Raw genomic sequence first — 20,872 nt, forward strand, 5'->3', positions numbered from 1 at the left:
AGGTGCGCGGTCTGCACCGGGCCTTCGGCGCGGATTCTCAGATCCGTGGCCCTGCCTCTCCCCCGGCGGCCTGCGCTTCAACGACCTTGACGGCCTGGCCGCACCCGTCCTCGGTGCGGATGCGCTCACCCAGCCGGGCGGCTGCGCGTCGCATGTCGTGGTCGCCGAGAGCCTGACGGAGGGCCGCGGCGAGGGCTTCCGGGGTGAGGCGGCGTTGCGGCAGGGGAGCGGGGGCCACCCCGGCAGCGTGCAGGCGGGCGGCCCAGAACGGCTGGTCGGCGACGAAGGGACAGACGACCTGCGGGCGGGCCGCGGCGAGCGCCGCGCCGGTGGTGCCACTGCCGCCGTGGTGGACGACGGCGGCCATCTGGGGGAACAGCCAGTCGTGCGGCGCCTGGTCCAGCATGAACACTTTTTCGGTCCGGTCGTCGACGCGCATGCCGCCCCAGCCGACGGCCAGCACGGCACGGACGCCGGCGGTACGCAGGGCCTCGGTGACCACGCGGCCGACCCTGGCCGGATCGGTGCCCGCCATGCTGCCGAACCCGATGTAGACCGGCGGATCCCCGTCTTGCAGGAAGGCGGCGAGTTCCGGAGAGGGCGTCCAGCCCGGAGCGGCGGGAAGGAACCAGAAGCCGGTGGTGTGGACGTGCGCGGGGTAGTCGAGCCCGGGGGGCAGTACGTGGCGGCTGAAGGCGTGAAGCACGGTGGCCGGGCGGCCGTCGGGGCGGCGCAGGATGTCGTGGCGGCCGTGTCGCCGCGGCAGGTGAAGCCGGTCGTTGCGCAGCTTGTCGACGATGCCGCCGAATGAGCGCAGCAGGAGTTTGATCGGCAGGTAGGAAGCGCGGTTGAGCGCACGGGGCAGTGGCACGGGCAGCATGGGGTTGCGGAAGGCCGCTGTCGGGACCCAGACCGGTTGCAGCGCCGCGAGGATGGCGGGCACTCCGAGCGCTTCGGCGAAGTGGTGTCCCGGGACGCCGGGCGCGTGCACCACCACGTCGGCGCCGCCTTCCGCGGCGGTGGCCATGTCGTCGAACACCTTGGCCATCAACGGCTTGCTGGCACGCATGACCTGCAGCGCGACCTTCTTCCCCCGCAGGCCGCGGTAGTTGGTCTCCATGGCCTCCCGAATCTCCGGGTCGTCCATGAGCGTGTTCGGACCGTCGTGCACGGGGAAGAAGCGGATGCCGTGCGGCTCGGCGAGGGCGGCGGAGGCGGCGGGCGCGGCCAGCACGCTTTGGTGGCCGGCCCGGTTCAGCGCCAGGGCCAGGGCGGCGTACGGCTGGACGTCGCCCCGGGTGCCGTGGGTGAGGATCAGTACTTTCATCACGCCCGCCTGGTCTTGTCGACGGCGTCCCAGGCGGTCAGGGCGCGCTCGTTGGTGAACATGCCGTGAGTGAACATTTCGATCGCCGTACGGGAGTACCGCAGCGTCGCGTCGGTGTCGTGCAGGTCTTCGACACCGAGCACCCGGGACAGGTGCTCGGCGAAGGTGAGCGGCGCGAGCAGCCAGGTGACGTACAGCGCCGCCCGTGCCCGAGGGTCGGCTGCCGGGCGCACCGAACCTTCGCGTTCACCCTGCTCAAGCCAGCGGCCGGTCAGCTCGACGATCTCGTCGAACAGCGCGGCGGCGTCCGGCGAGCCGTCAAGGAAGGCCCGGGCCAGGTAGCGGCGCGCGGGGGCGGCGGCCTCCAGCATGGCCGCCAGGCCGGCGGTGTCGTCGAGGAGATCGTCGCCGGTGCCGCGCATCATCGCCACGACGTGTTGGTCGCATGCCCGGCGCAGACCGTCTTTGGACCCGTAGTGGTGCAGGACCAGCGCGGGTGACACCCCGGCATCCTCGGCGATCGCCCGTACGCTGACCCGGTTGATCCCTTCGGCGCCGAACCGCGCCAGTGCGGCGTCCCGGATGCGCGCCTTGGCGGTGAGATCGCTTTCTGAACGCATGAACAGCATACTAAACATTTGTTCAGCCAGCTGGGAAGAGCCTGGACCGCGCCGATAGGTCTACTGGGAGTCATCGATCTACGAGAGAGTGGACCGGTGTTCGCCATCGAGATTTCAGGCGTGACCAAGCGCTACGGCGATGTCGTCGCCGTGAACGAGGTCGCGCTCCAGGTGCGGCGAGGTGAGATCTACGCTCTGCTCGGGCTCAACGGAGCCGGTAAGACGACGCTGATCCGCATGCTGCTGGGCATGATCGCCCCCACGGCCGGTTCGGTCCGTGTGCTGGACACCGCCATAGCCGGTCGGCAAGGAGAAGACCGTGGACCGGACAGCGGGAAGTCGCGCGCCGCGGGCCTGTCGTCGGTGTGGTCGCGGGTCGGCTACCTGGTCGAAGGCCCGGCGGCCTACCCCGAGCTGACCGTGTGGGAGAACCTCGAGGTCGTCAGGCGACTGCGTCGCCTGCCGGGTTCGGCGGAGGAGGTCATCGACCGCCTGGCGCTCACGCCGTACGCCGCTCGCCGCGCCCGCGCCCTTTCCATGGGCAACCTTCAGCGCCTGGCCCTGGCCAAGGCGCTCATCCATCGTCCCGACCTGCTCGTCCTGGACGAGCCCGTCAACGGCCTGGACCCGGCGGGTGTCGTGGAGGTGCGCGACCTGCTGGTCGGCCTGGCTCGTGAGCACGGCGTCACGGTGTTCCTGTCCAGCCACTTGCTGGCCGAGGTGGCCCAGGTGGCCACGCGGGTGGGCATCATCCACCATGGCCGGCTGCTGGAAGAGCTGGCCACCGACGGGCTGGACCGGCGGGTGCGCCGCCGACTGCTCGTTTCGACCCGCGATGATGCCAGGGCCCGTGCCGTTCTGGAGGCCGATGGGCACCGTCCGGGCCCCGACCTCGCCCTGACCGGTGAGCGGGCGATCGCCCGGCCCGACGAGATCGCCACCTTGCTCGTGCGGGCGGGCTGCCCGCCCACCCGGCTGGTGGTCGAGGAGGAGACGTTGGAGAACTACTTCATGCGGATGGTCGGAGACGGCGATGCGTGACGCCCTGTGGGCGGAGCTGCTCAAGGTGCGGCGCAGCCACCTGCCTTGGCTCACCGCCACCGGTTTCGCCGTGGTCGCCGTGGTGTGCGGGTTCTTCATGTTCGTCCTCCAGGACCCGGCGCGAGCCCGGTCGCTGGGACTGCTCGGCGACAAGGCACAGCTCAGCGGGGCCGTCGCCGACTGGCCCGGTTACTTCGGGTTGCTGGCTCAGGCCGTCGGCGTCGGCGGCATGCTCGTCTACGGGGTCAGCGCCATCTGGCTGTTCGGCCGCGAGTTCAGCGACCGCACCGCCAAGGACCTGCTCGCCCTGCCCACCTCGCGTACCGCGATCGTGCTCGCCAAGTTCGCCGTCGTCGCCGTGTGGGCCGTGTTGCTGGCCGTGCTGGTCGTCCTTCTCGGCCTGGTCGGCGGCGCGGTGCTCGCTCTGCGCGGATGGTCCGCCCAGGTCCTGGTGGACGGCATCGTGCGCATCGTGGTCACCGGGACGCTGACCATGCTGCTCACCACGCCGCTGTCGCTGGCCGCCAGCGTCGGGCGCGGCTACCTGGCCGCCGTCGGTGCCATGTTCGTCATGCTGTTCTGCGCCCAGGTCATCGCCGCGCTCGGCTTCGGACGGTACTTTCCCTGGTCGGTCCCCGGCCTGTACGCGGGCCTCGCCGGACCCGGCGGCGACCCGCCTGGCACGCTCGGCTTCGTACTCGTCCTGGCCACCGGCGCGGCGGGCGTCCTGGCGACGACCTTCTGGTGGCGCGCCGCCGATCACGCGCGGTGACCGACCGAAGCGCGACGCGACGCGACACCGGACTCGTTGCCGCGGAACGCCTGGACCGAGTGGCGAGGGGACGCCGTTCGCCGGTCAGGACGGGGGGTCGTCCGGCCAGCCCAGGGGGAAGGAGCCGCGTGCCGGGGGTTCACCACCGGCTTCGTTGAACGCCTTCATGGCTGCGATGAGCGCCTGTCGCTGGTCGACGGTCATCTTCGCGAGGATGGCGCTGATCTCGGCATGGCGGTGGGCGGTGACGTCCTCGACGATGCGGCGGCCCTCCCGGGTCAGGCGCATGATCGTCTCCCGCCGGTTGTCGGGGTTGATCTCCCGGCTGATCAGCCCGGCCGCCGTCAGGCGGTCGGCCATGCGCATCGCGGTCGAGGGATTCACACTCAGACGCTCGGCCAGCGTGACCAGTTTCGCCTGGCCTCGTCCCAGCACCACCAGCATGCGGAACTGCGGCAGGGTGACCCTGTCCTCCACCGCGACCAGCGATCGTGCCGAGATGGCGACGAGCAGACGCGAAGCGGTCACCACGGCGGAGGTGACGGCTTCCAGGTCATCGCCGGTTGTGCCTGTGGCGTCCTCGGCCCTGCTCACGGCCGCCTTCTTCTCCCCATGCCCGTGATTATCCTGCCACCCGGGCCCGACCTCCGCGCGCTTCGAGATCCATACTCCAGCGGGCCGCGTGCGCGGCCTTCGCGGAGCCCTCGGCACGCCGGCAGCGGCCGATCACGCACCAGGTTCTTCCCGGCATGCCGGCGTGGTCCCGCCCCGGCTCCTTCCGGTGGCCGGGTCACCCTCGACAGCGCATCGTGTCAGCTTCTTCCGCGCACATATCGACGGGCGTCGTCCAAGGTGGGCACGATGGTGAACAACGTGTCCAGTCCTGTGATGGTCAGCACCCGGGCGAAGGGGGTGGTCACCCCTGTGAGCGCGAGCCGTCCTCCGAGAGTCCGCACGGACTGATGTGCCGCGGCGAGGACGCTGAGACCGGTCGAGTCGCAGAAGGTGAGACTGCGGGCGTCGACGGCGATGCGCGGAGGACTGGCGGAGGCCATGGTGTCGGCCAGGCGTGTTCGCAGACCTGGGGACGTGGCCATGTCCAGTTCGCCGATGATCTCTACGACCACAAGGTCCTCTTCTGCCCGTGTGACGATGGAGAACGTCCCCAGGTTGTCGTGATCTGTCTGCTCCATGGAAATCCTCTGTGTCGGGCTCTGGCATCGGTGTACGGATCTGGCACGGGCTGCACTCAGTTCGTCAGGCGCCGCGGGCGGTGCCGAACCATTGCACTGTGCAAAAAGGTGGGGCGGCTGATGCGACCTTCGTGGCCCGCTGACAGAGCACGGCGAGTGCCGTGAGGACGCGGTGCCCCGGAGGGAGGGCGTCAGATGGCGGCTCCACCTGCCTTCATGTGGTAGCCATGACCGACTCGGCACCAGGCCGGTAGGTCTTGCTCCTTGCCGGACCGGCGTGCCAGGACGATGTGGATGGAGCAGCGCGGCAGGATCGACAATGCGCCGGTGACCACGAAAAGTACTCGGCGCGCCATCGACACGACCGCAGGATTCGCCGGACTCGCGAGCGGCATGGCGATCAGGAGCACGCACGCGGAGGTGGTGGGCAGGGTGGGGCTGACCGGCTCGTGCATGAGCGGGGCCACCGATGCCTCCGAGAAGATCGACGATAGGACCGCCGACCAGACTTCCCGGCACACCAGGTGTCCACCGTAACAGCAGGGACCTTGGCCTTGCACGCGGCGTTCGGCCTGTCGAACCTCGGTCAGAACGGCCGGGGAGGCTCGACGGGGCAGCTGCCGGTGTCCGGCCTCGAGCGCTTCGTGTACGCCGAGAAGCGGTAACCGCCCTCAGGTTGCGGCGAGGAAATCACGGATTTTCGCGGCGATGCGGGGATAGTCGGGGCCGAACCAGATCAGGTGACTGTCGGCCCGGTTGTCGACCAGTTCGGCGTGCGGCATCGCCGAGGCCAGCGACTCGGCATGGGCGAAGGGCACGGACCGGTCGTGACGGGTCGCGATGACCAGTGCGGGCTGGCGGACCTGTGAGGCGCAGTCCGGCACAGGGAGCATGTCGGCGACGAAGCCGCGGCCCGAGCGCATCATGGTGAACAATCCGGTCAGGGCGGCCTGCTCGGCGGTGGACATGCCTGCCAGGACCTGGCGCGCCGGAAGGACTGACAGGTTACGGAGGAGCAGGCGCAGCCCCAGGGACGGGGCGGTTCGGACCAGTGACCGCATGATCGCCCAGGTGCCGGCCTCCACCCGGGCGTTGAAGACGACCCGGCCGCCCAGCCGGGTCAGCCGGTCGGGCCAGGGCAGGAATCCCACCGCGCTTTGCAGGATGACGCGCTCGACCAGTTGCGGGTGGCGAGCGGCCATGGTCAGCGCGGTGCGCCCGCCGGCCGAGACGCCCACGACGGCGGCGAGGCGTTCGATGCCCAATGCCCGGCAGAGCTGGGAGGTGGCGTCGGCGAAGCCGGTCGGCGTGGTGCCCGTGGTCAGGGGCGTCCGCCCGTAACCTGGGCGGGAGGGTGCCAGCACCGTGAAACCGGCGTCGCTGAATACCTTTTCGCCCAGCGCCAGTCCCGCCCGCGTGTGGCCGCCGTGGAACATCACGACAGTCCTGTCCCCGTCGCCTTCCAGCCGGTACTCGACCGGGCCCGCCGGCAGTCGCGCGACGACGGTGGCTCGTTCCGAGAAGGCTGCGTGGGGAGTGGACACCGTGGTGACTCCTTCAGTGAATAGGACAAAGCGATAGGACAAAGCGCGGTCCGGCAGGTCGCTCGGCTTGGGCGGCATTCGTACGAGGACGGCAGGGGCGTTGCCGGCGCCCCTGAGCCAGAGAGCGTGGGAGCGCTGTGGTGCGGCCGGAGCCGGCTCAGCCCTCCCGTTCGGGGAGCGCTTCTGACGACGTCGGCTCGGCTTTCGCCTTGACGGCGCCGCGGAGGCGACGGGCGGCGTCGTACCAGGCAGGCATGTCGCGCTCATCGTCGAACCAGCGGGCCACCACGACGTCAGTGGACGAGTGAAGCAGGATTGAGAGCACGATGGTGACGGCGACCAGCTGGAAGACCTGCTGGGAGGCCGCGATGCCGGAGGCGAGCACGACCAGGGCATAGACCACCGAGGCGAAACCCTTGGGGCCGAACCACGCCACCGCAGCCTGCTCGCGCACGGTAAGTCCCGACCCGAGGAAGGAGATCCAGATCGCCAGCGGTCGGGCCAGTGCCAACGCCAAGATGGCGAACAGCCAGCCGGTCCAGCCGACCGACCCCAGCAGGGGCACGCTGATGAGCGCGCCGAACACCAGCAGCGCCGCCAGCTTGAACAACTCGGCGATCAGCTCCCCGAAGTGCTCGAACGACTCTCGCTGCCGGCGGCCGAAGGTGGCCACCGTGATCCCGGCCGAGAAGGCGGCCAGGAACAGGTTGCCGTGCGTGACCTTGCCCAGCGCCAGCACCAGCAGGCCGATCGCCAGAGCGTTGAGCGGCTCGTACGCGGTGGAGGCCGAGAACCAGCGGGTGCGCTCCAGCTTGATCGCCAGCCATGGCACCGCCACCCCGATCAGGACACCCATGCCGAGCTCGAGACCGAGTTCGGCCAGATGCAGATCCTTCGACCCGGCGGCGACGGCGAGAAACAACATCACGAACGGCAGGGCGAGGCCGTCGTTGACACCGGACTCGACATTGAGGAGCTGACGCAGCCGGGGCGGCACCTTCTCGTTCCCGACCAGCGCCGCGGCGAAGACAGGGTCGGTGGGCGCCAGGATCGCACCCACCAGCAGCGACTCGAACCACCCCAGTCCGACCAGGTAGTGCGCGGCCACCGCGGTGACCACCAGCGTCAGCGGCAGGCCCCAGCCCAGCGCCCGGCCCGGCAGCCGCCAGGCGCCGCGCAGTTCCACCCAGCCGACCCGCATGCCGTCGGTGAACAGCACCGCGAACAGTGCCAGCTCCGCCAGGGTTCCAACCAACTCGTCATCGGGAGCCAGCGACACCACGCCGAGCGCGCCGTCACCGAGCGCGAACCCGGCCACCAGGAACAACGCCGCGGTGGACAGGATCGTGCGATTTGCCAGGCTGGACAGCAGAACGGCCAGCAGAAGCATGCCCGCGAACGCGAGCAGCAGCGCATCCATCAGGTGGTCCTCTCATCTGGATCGACATCGACGACATTGCCGACCAGACTTCCCGGCGCACCACGATCACCGTAACAGGTCAAGTCACTCCAAGGCGCTCATCGGTGACCGGTCGGGTCATCGTGTGCGGTGCCTCGTGCCCGGCGGGCGGGACGTGCCCGAGTCCGCCGTGCGTTTCATCAGGCCTAGAGCAACCAATGGTTGCGCATGTGGAAGGAGTGGCCTACAGTCATGCGCAACTAAAGGTTGCGAGAGGGCGGGGAGCAGGATGACGTACACCGGCATTGAGCGGGAGTTCCACATCGAAGCCACACCCGAGGTGGTCTACCAGGTCATCAGCACGCCCGAACACCTGCGGGAGTGGTGGCCGGACGAAGCGGAGCTCAAGCCGGTGCCCGGCGCCACCGGGGTCATCTCATTCGGCGACAGATCCACGCCGGAGGCGAAGGTCGTGGCACTCACGGTGGTGGAGGCCGACCCGCCCCGGCGATTCTCCTTCCGCTGGGTGTACGACCAGGACCAGGCCGCGACGCCGGCCAACTCGCTCCTGGTGACCTTCGAACTGGTCGCATCGGGTGCGGGCACGCTGCTGCGCTTCACCGAGACGGGGTTCCAGGACAAGGGCTGGGAGGGCTCCGTGCTCGAGGAGCGGTACCGCGAGCACGCGACCGGATGGGACCACTTCCTGCCCCGCCTGGTGGCCTACGCCGCCCGGCCGGCGTCAACGCCATGAGCGGCACGGTCGACGACGAACTCTGGTCGGCGGTGGGCGACCCCGTCCGGCGGCGGATGCTCGATCTGCTGCTGACCAACGGCGGCGGCACGGCGACGACACTGAGTGAGCAGTTGCCGATCACACGCCAAGCGGTCGCCAAACACCTCGGCGTACTCGACCGGGCCGGGCTCGTCCACGGCACCCCCTCCGGACGCGAGCGTCGCTACCAGGTCGACCAGACCCGACTGGCCCGCGCTGTCGCGCAACTGTCGTCGGTCGGGGCCGCCTGGGACGCCCGGCTGCGTCGCATCAAGGAGATCGCCGAAGCGATCCAGCGCGGCCAGAAGGGCTGACCTCCTCTCCAGCGAACGCCGCCACATCCGTGGCGGCGCCGATGATCCGCGCCCGGACGCGGGCGCCCACCCCCAGAGACGAGCGGCATCCGAGCCGCTGTCGTCTTCCCTGCGCACTCCGCGCACGACCACCGAAGGAAGAGGACAAAATGGACACCGCCCCGCTTCGTGACGCCTACCGCTCGCTGCTGGGCGCGGCCGCCACCGTGGCCGGCTCAGTGGCCGGCTTCGGCGACCCGGCCCCGCCGGCCGGCGAATGGAACGCCGGCCAGATCCTGGCACACGTGGCCCTCGTCAATGCCGCCACCATCACCGCCGTCTCCTCCGTCGCCGCGGGAGCCGTCACCACCTACGACAACCGCACAGCGTCCGACACCTGGACCATCGAACGCGTCATCGCGCTCGCCGGCGGCACCGCGGGGCTGGCGGACCGCATCCGCCGCCAAGCGGACGCCCTCTGCGCACTCGGATCGATGCTGAGCGAGACCGAACTCGCCACACTGCTGCCCACTCTGCTGCTGTCCAACGGCACGGTGCTGGCCGATCGGCCCGTGCCGCTGAGTGATCTCATCACCGGCCTGGCAGAGGTGGAGCTGCCCGGCCACACCCGACAGCTCCTGGCTCTCCTGCCCGGCACCGCCATGGCCGCGGCCACCGCGTGATGTGCCGGCGTGTTGCGGACCGGCAGGCACCAACCCCCGGAGACCGATCGGGGGCGGATGGCGGTCAGGTGTGGCGGCGCAGCAGGAGCATCGCCGCGTCGTCCAGCAGGGGGCCGCCCACATGGTCGAGGAGGTCGGCGCGCAGTTCGTCCAGAGCGGTCTGGGGATCGGGGCCCGTCAGCACCTTCGCTCTTTCCGAGAGCGGGTAGAAGGATCGTGTCTGGTCGCGGGCCTCGATGACGCCGTCGGTGTACAGGAGGATCTGGTCGCCCTCCTGGAAAGATATGCGGTGCGGCTCGGGCTCGCCGGGGCCGAGCGACGCCAGGCCGAGTGGCGGGCATTCCGTCTTGGGTTCGGCGAAGGCGCTGTTCCCGTTGCGGCGTATGACCAGGGGGGCGGGGTGGCCGAAGTTGAGCAGTGAGATCTCACCGTCATGGACTTCGGCGAGGATCGCCGTGACGAACTTCTCGCCGCCCAGATGCCGGGTGAGGCTGTTCTCCAGGCGGTGCCCCACCCCGGCCAGGTCCGGTTCGTCGTAGGCGGCCTCGCGGAACGCGCCGAGAACCCAGGCGGCCGTCTCGACGGCCTCCAGGCCTTTGCCCTGGACGTCCCCGATGAGCAGGCGGACACCGCGAGGGGTGGTGACGACCTCGTAGAGGTCGCCGCCGATCTGCGCCTCCGCCGCCGCGGAGGTGTAGGACAGTGCGATGCGCAGGTCGCCGGCTCGGCGAGGCACGGGGCGCAGGAGCACGCGCTGGGCCGCCTCCGCCACCAGGCGTACGTTGGCGAGTTCGCGTTCGCGCCGGATGCGCAGGTGGCTGGCCAGGACGCTGGCGCCGGTGACGCCGGTGACGGCCGCGACGGTGAGGTTGTTCTGCGGGGTGAGCAGAAGCCCGTTGTAATGGGCGAGAGGCAGGCAGACCGCGAGCGCGAGCACACCCACGGCAAGAGTGCGCCGCACGCTTCCCGACACCGAGGCGAACGTCGGGCCGAGCGTCAGCAACGGCAGGAAACCCAGCCGGGGACCGGCCAGCAGATCGATGCACGCGACGGCGGCGATGGCGACGAAAGGCAGCGACCTGAGCACTGTCTGCGATTTGGTGTGGACATGCGTCACCAGAATGTTCAGAGCAACCTCCCTCTTCTCCAAAGCTATCGACAGATCATGGCGAGGCGCCATCGCTCGGCGCGTCCAGATTGGGAAGTCGTCCGGCCGGTGCCGCACCCGGATAGCGGAAGGACCGCAACGACGGATGCGCAGAGGCCGGAACTCAGCCGGACGAGGGCAGGTCCTTGGTGCGGGTACCGCCGGGCCGCCATGGCCGGCGGCCCTCCAACTCCATCTGGAGTGCCATGCTCAGGAAGGTCCGCACCAGGACGATCAGCGCGAGGACGCCGACCCCGGCGAAGGTGGGCGACACGGCCACGGTGCGGATGATGTCGCCCGCCACGAGGAACTCCAGCCCGAGCAGGATCGCCCGTCCGAGGTTCTGGCGATACCGCCGGTAGATCCGATCGAACGATTCCCGTCGCAGCAGGCGGCGGATGAACAGGACCGTCGCCAGCGACGCGCCGAGGACGATGACGACCACGCCCGCGGCGTCGATCATCTCACCGACGGTCTGGACGAGAGCTTGGATGTTCACGCGCGCTCCTCAGGACGGCCGCCGTCTCGCGACCTGTCTGCCCCTGATATATCCGGGCGCGCACGGTTTCCACACGGGCCGGCGCGGAACGTTCCACGAGCCCGCGTAGGTTGCGTCCGGATGCCCGGCCGGCCGGTGATCGTGTCCCCTGGGGCGCGTCCGCGGTTGATTCGTGGTGACCGGCCGGGGCGTTGTAATGCGCGGGGTGTCCGCGGCGATACGGAAGAAAGCCTTCTCGCCGGCTACTCCCCATGGGGGGATCATGACGTTCATCCCGCACCCCGGCTGCCGGACCAGCATCATCCAGCCGTCCATGCTGCCCGGCGATCCCGAGGTGGTCCGCTGGTCGAACGGAGACGGCACCTACCGGGAGCTGACCTATGACGGGGGCGGCCGCCTCGTGCGGGTGCAGGAAGGCAGCGTGACGGAGGGATCGGGAGCGACCGTCGACCAGTACACCGTGCGGAACATCGACCCGGACACGTGCGGCACGATCTCGGCGGGATCCGGATCCTGGATCCGCACCCTGTCCCACGACGAGGTCGTCGCGCACGCCTTCGAGGGGCTCTATCCGGACCGGTGAACCAGATGACCCGCGGGTGGAGCCGGCGTCCGGAACTCGAATCCCTCATCCGAGCGGCGGGCCGGGGTTGGCGGCGGCTCTGGCGGGTAGCCGTGCCGCGCATGACCGAGTATGGAATTCACGCCTCCCACGAGCAGATCCCGCCCGCCGAGCTCCTCGCCGCGATGGTCGCCGCCGAACGCGCCGGCTTCGACGCCGCCATGTGCTCCGACCACTTCTCCCCGTGGAGCGAGCGGCAGGGCCAGTCCGCCTTCGCCTGGTCCTGGCTGGGCGCCGCCCTGCAGGCCACCGGCCTCACCTTCGGCGTCGTGAACGCGCCAGGGCAGCGTTACCACCCGGCGATCATCGCCCAGGCGATCGGGACCCTCGGCGCCATGTTCCCTGGCCGGTTCTGGGCCGCGCTGGGCAGCGGCGAGTACAGCAACGAGCACATCACCGGCGCGCCGTGGCCGCGCAAGGACGTCCGCGACGCCCGCCTGCGCGAGTGCGTGGACGTCATCCGCGACCTGCTCGACGGCGAGGACGTCACCCATGACGGCCTGGTCACCGTGGACCGCGCCCGGCTGTGGACCCGCCCCGAGACGCGGCCGCCGCTGATCGGCGCGGCGGTGAGCACCGGCACCGCGGCCCGGTGCGCGGAGTGGGCGGACGGCCTGGTCACGGTCAACGCCCCCGAGGAGCACCTGCGCGAGATGATCGCGGCGTACCGGGACGCGGGGGGACGCGGGCCGGTCTGCCTGCAGGTCCACCTGAGCTGGGCGCCGACCGAGGCGGAGGCCGAGGCGATCGCCCACGACCAGTGGCGCGGCAACGTCTTCGGCCCGCCGGTCTGCTGGGACCTGGAACTGGTGGAGCACTTCGACGTGGTCTCCGAGCACGTGACCGTGGAGCAGGTACGCCGTGTGGTGAACATCTCCGCCGACCTCGACCGGCACGTCGACTGGCTTCGCGGTTACGCGGCGCTGGGTTTCGAGCGGATCTATCTGCACCATGTGGGCCAGGACCTGCCGCCGTTCATCGACGCCTTCGGCGCCAAGGTCCTTCCCGCGCTGCGCTAGACGTTCCACCGCATTGTGCGGTATCCCAATTGGTGAGACGGTGCGTCACGGCGCGATTCATTCCGCCCATCACTGTGCGTGCAACAGAGTTAGTCAAGTCGGGGCCGATTTGCGGGTATTAAGTCAAGTCGCCCCGGCCGCTCCTGAGCCCCTGCCTAGGCTCTGGGCGAGGAATGAAGGAGCGACGGGAGAGCGGCATGGAATGCACGCACACGAACCAGATTCAGGATGTGGCCCCGAGGACGCCACAAGGCTGCGAGGAGTGCCTGGCGATGGGCAGCCGCTGGGTGCACCTGCGTAAATGCATGACCTGTGGCCACGTCGGATGCTGTGACACCTCCCGCAACCGGCACGCCACCAAGCACTACAGGGCGACAGGTCACCCGATCGCCGCTTCCATTGAACCGGGTGAGGACTGGGCGTGGTGCTACGCCGACGAGGTGGTCCTGGAGACGACGTGAGGACGGCGCGCATCATCCTCCGGAGGATGATGCGCACCGGCCCCTGAACCATGGCGCGGATCGATCCCGGAGGAATGTGAAATGAGCGAGCCCACTATTATGGATGGCCAGGAAGCACCGAAGCCCGTGATTCTCGCGGTCGACGACGACCCGCAGGTGCTTCGCGCGGTCCGGCGAGACCTGCGCAACACCTACGCGGACCGGTTCCGGGTGCTGGGCGCGTCGTCGGCGTTGGAGGCGCTGGGAATCCTCGAGTCCGTCGAGGCCCGGGGCCTGGACACCGCCCTGCTGCTGGTCGACCAGCGCATGCCGGGAATGACCGGCGTCGAGTTCCTGCTCGATGCGGTGAGCCGGGTCCCCGACGCCAAGCGGGTGCTGCTGACCGCCTACGCCGACACCGACGCGGCGATCACCGCGATCAACAGTGTCCGGCTGGACCACTATCTGATGAAGCCCTGGGACCCGCCCGAGGAGCGGCTCTTCCCCATCCTCGACGATCTGCTGGCCGACTGGCAGGCGGCCCACCGGCAGAGCTACAAGGGCATCAAGGTCATCGGCAACCTCGTCTCGCCGGCCACCCACGCGGTCCGCGACTTCCTGACCCGCAACGAGCAGCCGTTCCAGTTCCTGGACGTCAACGTCGACCCCGAGGCGCGGAAGCTGGCGGGAGAGGGGCAGTACGCCCTGCCCCTGGTCGTCTTCCCCAACGGAGACCGCCTGGCCACTCCCACCAACACCGAGCTCGCCGACCGGTTCGGCCTGTCGACGGCCGCCTCCCGGCCCCACTACGAGATCGTCATCGTCGGCGCCGGGCCCGCGGGCCTGGCCGCGGGCGTCTACGCGGCCTCCGAGGGGTTGTCGGCGCTGCTGCTCGACTCCAACGTCCCTGGCGGGCAGGCCGGCACCTCCAGCCTGATCGAGAACTACCTCGGCTTCCCGGCCGGCCTGTCCGGCGGGGACCTCGCCCGCAGGGCCGTGTCGCAGGTGCGCCGGTTCGGGGCGGAGTTGCTGTACCCGGTGGAGGCCGTCGGGTTACGCCGGGCCGACCCGGCCAGGATCGTCACCCTCTCCGACGGTTCGGAGATCGGCGCCGAGATCGTGCTGCTGTCGATGGGCGTCGCCTACAACAAGATCGATGTCCCGGGGGCCGATCGTTTCGCGGGCGCCGGGCTCTACTACGGGGCGGCCACCACCGAGAGCCAGTCCTGCATCTCCCAGCACGTCTTCATCGTCGGCGGGGCGAACTCGGCGGGCCAGGCGGCCATCCACTTCTCCAAGTACGCCTCGCGGGTCACCATGCTCGTCCGCTCGGAGACCTTGGAGGCGGGGATGTCGCAGTATCTCGTCGACGAGATCGGCCGGACGCCGAACATCGAGGTGCGGCTGCAGGCGAGGGTTCTGGAGTTCCTGGGTGACGAGCATTTGGAACGTATCCGCATCGCGTCCGACGCGACCGGGGATGAGACCGTGGAGACCGCCAGGTTCGTGTTCACTTTCATCGGCGCGCGTCCCAGGACCCAGTGGCTGGACGGGGCGGTCGAACGCGACGAGCACGGTTTCATACTTACCGGCGCCGACCTTACCCGGGATGGGACCCTGCCGAAATCCTGGACGGCGGAACGCGACCCGTTCAACCTCGAGACCAGTGTGCCGGGTGTTTTCGCGGCCGGTGACGTACGGGCCCGTTCGATTAAGCGGGTGGCCTCCGGCGTCGGGGAGGGGGCCATGGCCGTCGCTCTCATGCATCTCTACAGATCCATGAGCTGACCTCCCGCGTAATTACCGCGTAAACGCCGAGACAGCGCAGCGACAGTCCGGACAGCGACTATGCGGATGGGGGGCGGGGGTGCCCCCTGAACAGGGGACAGGGGGGGTTCACCTTGAGTGTGATCGATGAGTCGGTAGTCCAGCGCAGAATGTCTTCGGAGTTGTTCACGGAGTTCTGCGACGTGCTGTTCGCTTCGCTGAAGAGACGTGACCAGCGACAGCACGCGGAACGCTATCTGCGAGGCCTCCTCACAATAGAGGGCCGTAAGACGATGCGCAGAATAGCCGCCGAATCCGGGGCGGCCGCGGAACAGAGCCTTCAGCAGTTCATCAGTCACTCTCCGTGGGACTGGACCGCGGTACGCCGTTCGCTCGCCACCTATGTGGAGCAGAACACCAGGTCCGCCGCCGTGGTCGTCGAACCGGTGCTCATCTCGAAGGCGGGCGAGCACTCGGTCGGCGTGGAACGGCGGTTCTACGCGAAACTCGGCCGGCTGACCTCCTCCCAGGAGGTGCTGGGAGTCTGGCTGGCCGACGAGCATGACGCCTACCCGATCGACTGGCAGATGGTGCTGTCCAGCAGCTGGCTGGCCGACGAGGAGCGCCGGCGGCGCGCCGGGGTGCCCGACGACGCCACGGCCGCGACCGCGGGCGAGGTCGGCGTACGGGCCGCCATCAACGTCCTGCGGGGCTGGGGGCTGCGGTGGCGGCCGGTGGTGATGGACGCCAGGTCGCTCGACCTCAGCGCCATCGTGTTCGAGCTGTCCTGCCACGGCATTCCCTTCGCCGTCCGGGTCAACGAACTGGCCCCGTTCAGCCCGGCCGACTCCCGCGTCCCCTTCCTGACGGGCCGCCGCATGCAGGCCGCTCAGCTCATTCAGGTGTTGCGGGACCTGAGCCAGCCGGTCAGAGCGGGTCACCGGCCCACGCTCGTGGTCAGCGCCCGGGTGAAGATGCCCTGCCAGATGGACCAGCCGCTGGCCGACGAGCATCCCTTGTTGCTTCTGGGCGTCATGAGCGGTGGTCACACCACCGAGTACTGGCTGACCAACATCACGCATGTGACACCGGTCGCGCTCTACCGGCTCACAAGGACGGTCGAGTGCGTCAGGGAGCAGCGGCTGACCGTGTCGAACGAGGCCGGGCTTCGCGATTTCGAGGGACGCCTCTACCGGGGATGGCATCACCATGTGACCTTGGTCTCCGCCGCCCACGCCTTCCGCAAGCTGCTGTCGGGGACCGTCGGAGAACGCCCCGGTCTGGGCGCGGCGGACTTGCTGAGGAGATGGGTGTGACGCCGGTGGCGAACCTCGCGGTCTCCGGCCGCCGGGGCCAAAAAGATTGCGTCACGGCCCTCCGGTTCTGATAATTGCGATAGAACCAGAGATCTGCAGGTCCAATGCGTCCTTCGCCGGCGTCGCCGGCCGGAAAGCCTGTGACGCGAAGGCCGTGTACGATCAAGATCGGTAACAGTAGTGTGTGACGCAGGTCACATACACGGTTCGCTCACCGCAGTGATTTGAATACAACTTGCTGAACCGTGTCGTTTCTCTCCTAAAGGCGGGTAAGTGACAGGGAATATCCAGCAACTCCGCTTTGAAATATTGGGATATCTGCGCGTCAGCCGTGGTGGCAAGGAACTGGAGCTGCCGGGCCGGCGGGCCAGCGTGGTGCTGGTCAGCCTGTTGCTGACGCCGGGCCAGGTGGTGCTTCCCGACCACCTGATCCAGGCCCTGTACGCGGAGGACCCTCCTGTCACCGCCCACAACCAGGTGCAACGCGGGGTCAGCGACCTTCGCCGGCTCGGGCTCGACGTGCGGTACCAGAGCACGGGGTACGTACTGCGGGCCGAGCGCGGCTGGGTCGACGCCCACGTCTTCGACGATCTGTGCGTGCGGGCGCGCACGGCCGTACGCGCCGGTAGCCCGCGGGAAGGGGCGCGCATCTACCGGGCGGCGCTCGGTCTGTGGCGCGGGCCCGCCCTGACCGGGCTCGACAGCGCGGCACTGCAGGCGGAGGCGGCGAGACTGGAGGACCGCCGCCTCCTCGCCCTGGAGGAGTGCATCGACGCCGAGCTCGACCTGGGCCTGCACGACGTGCTCGTCGCGGAGCTCCGCGAGCTCACCCGCGACTTCCCGCTGCGCGAGAGCTTCCAGAAGCAGTACATCCGGGCGCTTCACCAGATGGGCCGCACGTCCGCCGCGCTGGAGGCGTACGAGGCGTTCCGCGCGCACCTGGCGGAGACCCTCGGCACCGATCCGGGCATCGAGCTGCAGGACCTGCACCAGCGGCTGCTCACGCGCGAGTCGGCCGCCAGCCGGGCGCCGGTGCCGCGGCAGCTGCCGCCCTCGATACCGGACCTGACGGGCCGCCGTGACGAGGTCGCGCGGGTGCGGTGGGCGCTCGACCAGAACCGCATCGCACTGATCACCGGGCCTGGCGGCATCGGCAAGACCACGGTCGCCGTCGAGGCGGCTCACCAGAGCCAGAAGAACTACCCCCACGGGCAGCTCTTCATCGACCTCGGCGGCGCGTCCGACCGGCCCGCCGAACCACACGAGGTGCTCGCCCGCTTCCTGCGCGAGTTAGGGGTCGGCGACCACGACATCCCGGACGGGCTCGACAGGCGAAGCGCCCGATTCCGTTCGATCCTCGCCGCGCGCCCCGTGCTGCTGGTGCTCGACAACGCCGCCTCGGCCGGCCAGGTGCGGCCGTTGCTGCCGGGAACGCCGGGATGCGGGGTGATCGTCACCAGCCGCCCGCCGCTGGCCGAGCTGGACGGCGCCAGCCGTACCCCGCTGGCCCCGCTGAACCGCGAGGACGCCCGCATGCTCCTCACGGTGGCGACCGGCCCCGAGCGGCTCGCGGGCGACCCGTCCACCGTCGACCGCCTGCTGAAGCTGCTGGGCGGCTCCCCGCTCGCACTGCGCATCCTCGCGGCCCGCCTGACGGCCAAGCCGCACTGGAGCCTTTCCCACCTGCTTCGCCGGCTGGAGGACAACCCTCTGGACGAGCTGCGCAGCGGGGAACTGAACCTGCGGCCCGTCTTCGGCGTCGCCTATCGGTCGCTTCCTCCGGACGCCCGGCGGCTGTTCCGCCGCATCGGCTCTCTGCGGCTCAGCGACGTCTGCGACTGGACCGCCATCGCCCTGGCGGGCACCGCGGGACAGGGCGCGGCCGACCTACTGGAGACACTGGCCGACGCCTACCTCCTGCAACCCAGGGAGGCCTCCCGGTTCCACTGCCACGACATCATCTTGGCCTACGCCCGCGAACGGGCGGACTCGGAGGAGTCCAAGGACCAGCAGCGGACGTCCGTCGAACGCGTCATGAGCACACTGCTGGCCCAGACCGACGTGGCCTACGCGAACATCCACGGCCGGTCGCCGCCCTACGCGACGGCCGCCCGCCGGCCGATGGAGCAGCACAAGCCCGTCCGTTGCGGGCGGGAGTGGCTCGCGTCGAACATGTGCGTCATCAACCAGTCGATTCGGCGGTGCGCGGAGTACGGTCTCGACGCGCACTGCTGGGAACTGGCCATCGCCCCGCTGCCGCTGTTCGAGTCCGGCGGCTACAACGACGAGTGGCTGGACGGCCACGAGGTGGCACTGGAAGCCGTCCACCGGTCAGGCGATCTACGCGGCCAGGCCATGCTGTGGTACTCGCTGAGCCGCCGCGCCACTCTGCGCGCGGCGCACGGCGAGGCCATGACGCTCCTGGAGCGGGCACAGACGCTCTTCGAGCGCATCGAGGATGTCCACGGGCGAGAACTCATCGCCCAGAGCCGTCGCCTGATCGCGGCGCAACGACGGTGAAGCCTGGCACCACCGGGTGATCCGTCGCTTCCGCGCACATCGTGGTCTCAAGGGAGAGACATGACACGGGAATCAAGCTCGTGGCGTTTCGGGTTGCTGGGTCCCCTGCTCGTGGCCAGAGACGGGGAGGAGGTGCCGATCCAGGGCCGCCGGCCGCAGGTGGTCCTGGCGCGTCTGCTGCTCGCCCCTGGCCGTGAGGTCCCCAAGGAGTCGCTGATACAGGCCCTGTACGGAAGGAACGCGCCGGGCAGCGCGGCCAACCAGGTCCAGCGGGGGGTGAGCGCGCTGCGCGCCTGCGGCCTCGACATCCAGACGCGCCCGTCCGGTTACCTGCTCCGCGGCGCCGTGCGCGTCGACACCCTGGAGTTCGAGGATCTGCTGACCCAGGCGCGCGCGGCCGTGCAGGAGGAACGATGGGAGGAGGCGGTGAGGGGGTTCCGGCAAGCCATCGCGCTCTGGCGCGGACCCCTGCTGACCGGAATCGACATCGAGCTGGCCGGAGAGACCCAGGCGTACTGGGACGGGCTCCGGCTGACGTGCTTCGAGGAGCTCATCGACGTCGAGCTCGCCCTCGGCCGGCATCGGACGATCATCCCCGAGCTTCGTGCGCTGGCCGACGGTCATCCCCTCCGGGAGAAGTTCCACGAACAACTGATGCTCGCCTCCTACCGCTCGGGAAGGGTGGGGGACGCGCTGCAGATCTACCAGACGCTGCGGACGCAGCTGAAGAACTGCCTGGGGACCGAGCCGAGCCCCGCCCTGCGCGCCCTGCAGCAGCGGATCCTGGTTCAGGACCGGGCGCTCGACAGCGCCCCGGTGACCAGGCCGACGCCCCGCCAACTGCCCGCGGCGCTCTTCGAGACGGTCGGGCACAGAGAAGAGCTGGAGCGCGTACGCGGCGCGCTGGCCGAGGAGGGCGGCATCGCCCTGATCACCGGACCCGGCGGCATCGGCAAGACCACCCTCGCCATCGAGGCCGGGCATCTCCTGCAGAGCCGCTATCCCGACGGTCAGCTCTTCACCGACCTGGGGGGCGCCTCCGAGCGGCCGGCCCGGCCCGACGAGGTGCTCGCGGAGTTCCTCCGCGACCTCGGAGTCGCCCCCGCGGACATCGCCGACGGCCTGGACCGGCGCGCGGCCCAGTTCCGCGCGCTTCTCGCCGACCGCCGCATGCTCATCGTCCTCGACGACGCGGCGAGCGCCGCGCAGATCAGGGCGCTGCTCCCCATCGGGCAGGGCACCGCCGTGATGGTGACCTCGCGCGACGCGCTCACCGATCTTCCGCGGACGCTTCTCGTCTCGCTCGCGCCGCTCACCCCCGAGGCGGCGCACGCCATCCTCGCCCACGGAGTGGGGGCCGAGCGGCTGGCCCGTGAGCCCGACGCCACCCAGCGGCTGATCTCCAAGTGCGGGGGGCTGTGCCTGGCCCTGCGCATCGTGACGGCCCGGCTCGTGGTGCGCCCGCACTGGAGCCTGGACCGGATGGTCCGGGCCCTCGGACCCGACAATCTCCTCGAGGAGCTGGAGAGCGGCGACCTCAGGATCCGGCCGGTGCTGGACTTCGCCTACCGCGGGCTCGACGCCCAGGCCCAGCTGCTGCTGCGGCGCATCGGGGCGCTCGGCGACGAGCAGGTGCACCCGGCGGTGGCCGCGGCGCTGGCCGAGGCACCGCAGAGTGTGACCGACGGACTGCTCGACGAGCTGGTCAAAGCGCACCTGCTGCGGCGCAGCGGCGATGTCTACATCTGCCGCGACGTGGTGCTCGCCTACGCCCTGGAGCGGGCGCGGTCCGAGGAGGCCGACGACGAGCTCTCGGCAGCGTTGGAGAGAGTGCTGTGCGCTCGCGCGCCCTGATCTACGCTGAGTCTCCGGCCGTGACCGGAGAGACATGACGG

General features: G+C 69.8%; 21 protein-coding genes. 12 read left to right on the top strand and 9 right to left on the bottom strand.

Going from position 1 to position 20,872, the window contains the following annotated elements:
- Positions 1-37 precede the first annotated feature (37 nt).
- Together ACZ6QO_RS21060 and ACZ6QO_RS21065 are read right to left on the bottom strand one after the other, a co-directional pair.
- Positions 38-1,327, bottom strand: coding sequence for a glycosyltransferase (locus tag ACZ6QO_RS21060; protein WP_465852988.1), 1,290 nt, complete (start codon positions 1,325-1,327; stop codon positions 38-40).
- Positions 1,327-1,947, bottom strand: coding sequence for a TetR/AcrR family transcriptional regulator (locus ACZ6QO_RS21065; RefSeq protein WP_465852990.1), 621 nt, complete (start codon positions 1,945-1,947; stop codon positions 1,327-1,329). The genes ACZ6QO_RS21060 and ACZ6QO_RS21065 overlap by 1 nt, the downstream gene beginning before the upstream one ends.
- 120 nt (positions 1,948-2,067) lie before the next feature.
- Between ACZ6QO_RS21065 and ACZ6QO_RS21070 the strand changes: the two genes are divergently transcribed.
- Positions 2,068-2,988 (top strand): ABC transporter ATP-binding protein, encoded by a 921-nt coding sequence (locus ACZ6QO_RS21070; RefSeq protein ID WP_465852992.1) that lies wholly within the window; start codon positions 2,068-2,070, stop codon positions 2,986-2,988.
- The gene (locus tag ACZ6QO_RS21075; protein ID WP_465852994.1) at positions 2,981-3,760 is read left to right on the top strand and encodes an ABC transporter permease; all 780 of its coding nucleotides are present in this window, start codon (positions 2,981-2,983) and stop codon (positions 3,758-3,760) included. The genes ACZ6QO_RS21070 and ACZ6QO_RS21075 overlap by 8 nt, the downstream gene beginning before the upstream one ends.
- 84 nt (positions 3,761-3,844) lie before the next feature.
- Here the strand turns inward: ACZ6QO_RS21075 and ACZ6QO_RS21080 are convergent, their stop codons facing one another.
- From ACZ6QO_RS21080 to ACZ6QO_RS21100, 5 genes are all read right to left on the bottom strand, one after another.
- The gene (locus tag ACZ6QO_RS21080; RefSeq protein ID WP_465852995.1) at positions 3,845-4,354 is read right to left on the bottom strand and encodes a MarR family winged helix-turn-helix transcriptional regulator; all 510 of its coding nucleotides are present in this window, start codon (positions 4,352-4,354) and stop codon (positions 3,845-3,847) included.
- Positions 4,355-4,572: 218 nt separating this feature from the next.
- On the bottom strand, positions 4,573-4,953 hold the full coding sequence (locus tag ACZ6QO_RS21085; protein ID WP_465852997.1) for an STAS domain-containing protein: 381 nt from the start codon (positions 4,951-4,953) through the stop codon (positions 4,573-4,575).
- A gap of 191 nt (positions 4,954-5,144) precedes the next feature.
- Positions 5,145-5,420: a hypothetical protein gene (locus tag ACZ6QO_RS21090; protein ID WP_465852999.1), complete on the bottom strand. Its 276-nt coding sequence runs from the start codon at positions 5,418-5,420 to the stop codon at positions 5,145-5,147.
- 204 nt (positions 5,421-5,624) lie between these two features.
- Positions 5,625-6,575: an alpha/beta fold hydrolase gene (locus ACZ6QO_RS21095; RefSeq protein WP_465853000.1), complete on the bottom strand. Its 951-nt coding sequence runs from the start codon at positions 6,573-6,575 to the stop codon at positions 5,625-5,627.
- Positions 6,576-6,654: 79 nt separating this feature from the next.
- Positions 6,655-7,917 carry a cation:proton antiporter gene (locus tag ACZ6QO_RS21100; RefSeq protein WP_465853002.1) on the bottom strand — a complete coding sequence of 421 codons (1,263 nt, stop codon included), beginning with the start codon at positions 7,915-7,917 and terminating at the stop codon, positions 6,655-6,657.
- A gap of 268 nt (positions 7,918-8,185) precedes the next feature.
- On the opposite strand from ACZ6QO_RS21100, the gene ACZ6QO_RS21105 reads away from it, so the two are divergent.
- From ACZ6QO_RS21105 to ACZ6QO_RS21115, 3 genes are all read left to right on the top strand, one after another.
- The gene (locus ACZ6QO_RS21105) at positions 8,186-8,650 is read left to right on the top strand and encodes an SRPBCC domain-containing protein (RefSeq protein ID WP_465853004.1); all 465 of its coding nucleotides are present in this window, start codon (positions 8,186-8,188) and stop codon (positions 8,648-8,650) included.
- Positions 8,647-8,985: an ArsR/SmtB family transcription factor gene (locus ACZ6QO_RS21110; protein WP_465853006.1), complete on the top strand. Its 339-nt coding sequence runs from the start codon at positions 8,647-8,649 to the stop codon at positions 8,983-8,985. Before ACZ6QO_RS21105 ends, ACZ6QO_RS21110 begins: the two co-directional genes overlap by 4 nt.
- A 149-nt stretch (positions 8,986-9,134) precedes the next feature.
- On the top strand, positions 9,135-9,647 hold the full coding sequence (locus ACZ6QO_RS21115; protein WP_465853008.1) for a hypothetical protein: 513 nt from the start codon (positions 9,135-9,137) through the stop codon (positions 9,645-9,647).
- A 64-nt stretch (positions 9,648-9,711) separates the two neighbouring features.
- On the opposite strand, the gene ACZ6QO_RS21120 is transcribed toward ACZ6QO_RS21115, so the two are convergent.
- Both ACZ6QO_RS21120 and ACZ6QO_RS21125 read right to left on the bottom strand, forming a co-directional pair.
- Positions 9,712-10,764 (bottom strand): PP2C family protein-serine/threonine phosphatase, encoded by a 1,053-nt coding sequence (locus ACZ6QO_RS21120; RefSeq protein WP_465853010.1) that lies wholly within the window; start codon positions 10,762-10,764, stop codon positions 9,712-9,714.
- Between the two features lie 154 nt (positions 10,765-10,918).
- Positions 10,919-11,293 (bottom strand): DUF1622 domain-containing protein, encoded by a 375-nt coding sequence (locus tag ACZ6QO_RS21125; RefSeq protein WP_465853012.1) that lies wholly within the window; start codon positions 11,291-11,293, stop codon positions 10,919-10,921.
- 262 nt (positions 11,294-11,555) lie between these two features.
- Here ACZ6QO_RS21125 and ACZ6QO_RS21130 point away from each other — a divergent pair, with 262 nt between their 5' ends.
- From ACZ6QO_RS21130 to ACZ6QO_RS21160, 7 genes are all read left to right on the top strand, one after another.
- Positions 11,556-11,876, top strand: coding sequence for a hypothetical protein (locus tag ACZ6QO_RS21130; RefSeq protein ID WP_465853014.1), 321 nt, complete (start codon positions 11,556-11,558; stop codon positions 11,874-11,876).
- 101 nt (positions 11,877-11,977) lie between these two features.
- On the top strand, positions 11,978-12,934 hold the full coding sequence (locus ACZ6QO_RS21135) for a TIGR03885 family FMN-dependent LLM class oxidoreductase (protein WP_465853016.1): 957 nt from the start codon (positions 11,978-11,980) through the stop codon (positions 12,932-12,934).
- 197 nt (positions 12,935-13,131) lie between these two features.
- A complete protein-coding gene (locus ACZ6QO_RS21140) occupies positions 13,132-13,395 on the top strand; it encodes a ubiquitin carboxyl-terminal hydrolase 14 (protein WP_465853018.1) in 264 nt (87 codons plus the stop codon).
- Between the two features lie 126 nt (positions 13,396-13,521).
- Positions 13,522-15,162, top strand: a complete 1,641-nt coding sequence (locus tag ACZ6QO_RS21145) for an FAD-dependent oxidoreductase (protein WP_465853020.1) — start codon at positions 13,522-13,524, stop codon at positions 15,160-15,162.
- 149 nt (positions 15,163-15,311) lie between these two features.
- The gene (locus tag ACZ6QO_RS21150) at positions 15,312-16,457 is read left to right on the top strand and encodes an IS701 family transposase (protein ID WP_465853022.1); all 1,146 of its coding nucleotides are present in this window, start codon (positions 15,312-15,314) and stop codon (positions 16,455-16,457) included.
- Between the two features lie 273 nt (positions 16,458-16,730).
- A complete protein-coding gene (locus ACZ6QO_RS21155; protein WP_465853024.1) occupies positions 16,731-18,977 on the top strand; it encodes an AfsR/SARP family transcriptional regulator in 2,247 nt (748 codons plus the stop codon).
- 60 nt (positions 18,978-19,037) lie between these two features.
- Positions 19,038-20,831, top strand: a complete 1,794-nt coding sequence (locus tag ACZ6QO_RS21160; RefSeq protein WP_465853026.1) for an AfsR/SARP family transcriptional regulator — start codon at positions 19,038-19,040, stop codon at positions 20,829-20,831.
- Positions 20,832-20,872: the final 41 nt, after the last annotated feature.

This window comes from Sphaerisporangium sp. NPDC049457, from assembly GCF_055586705.1.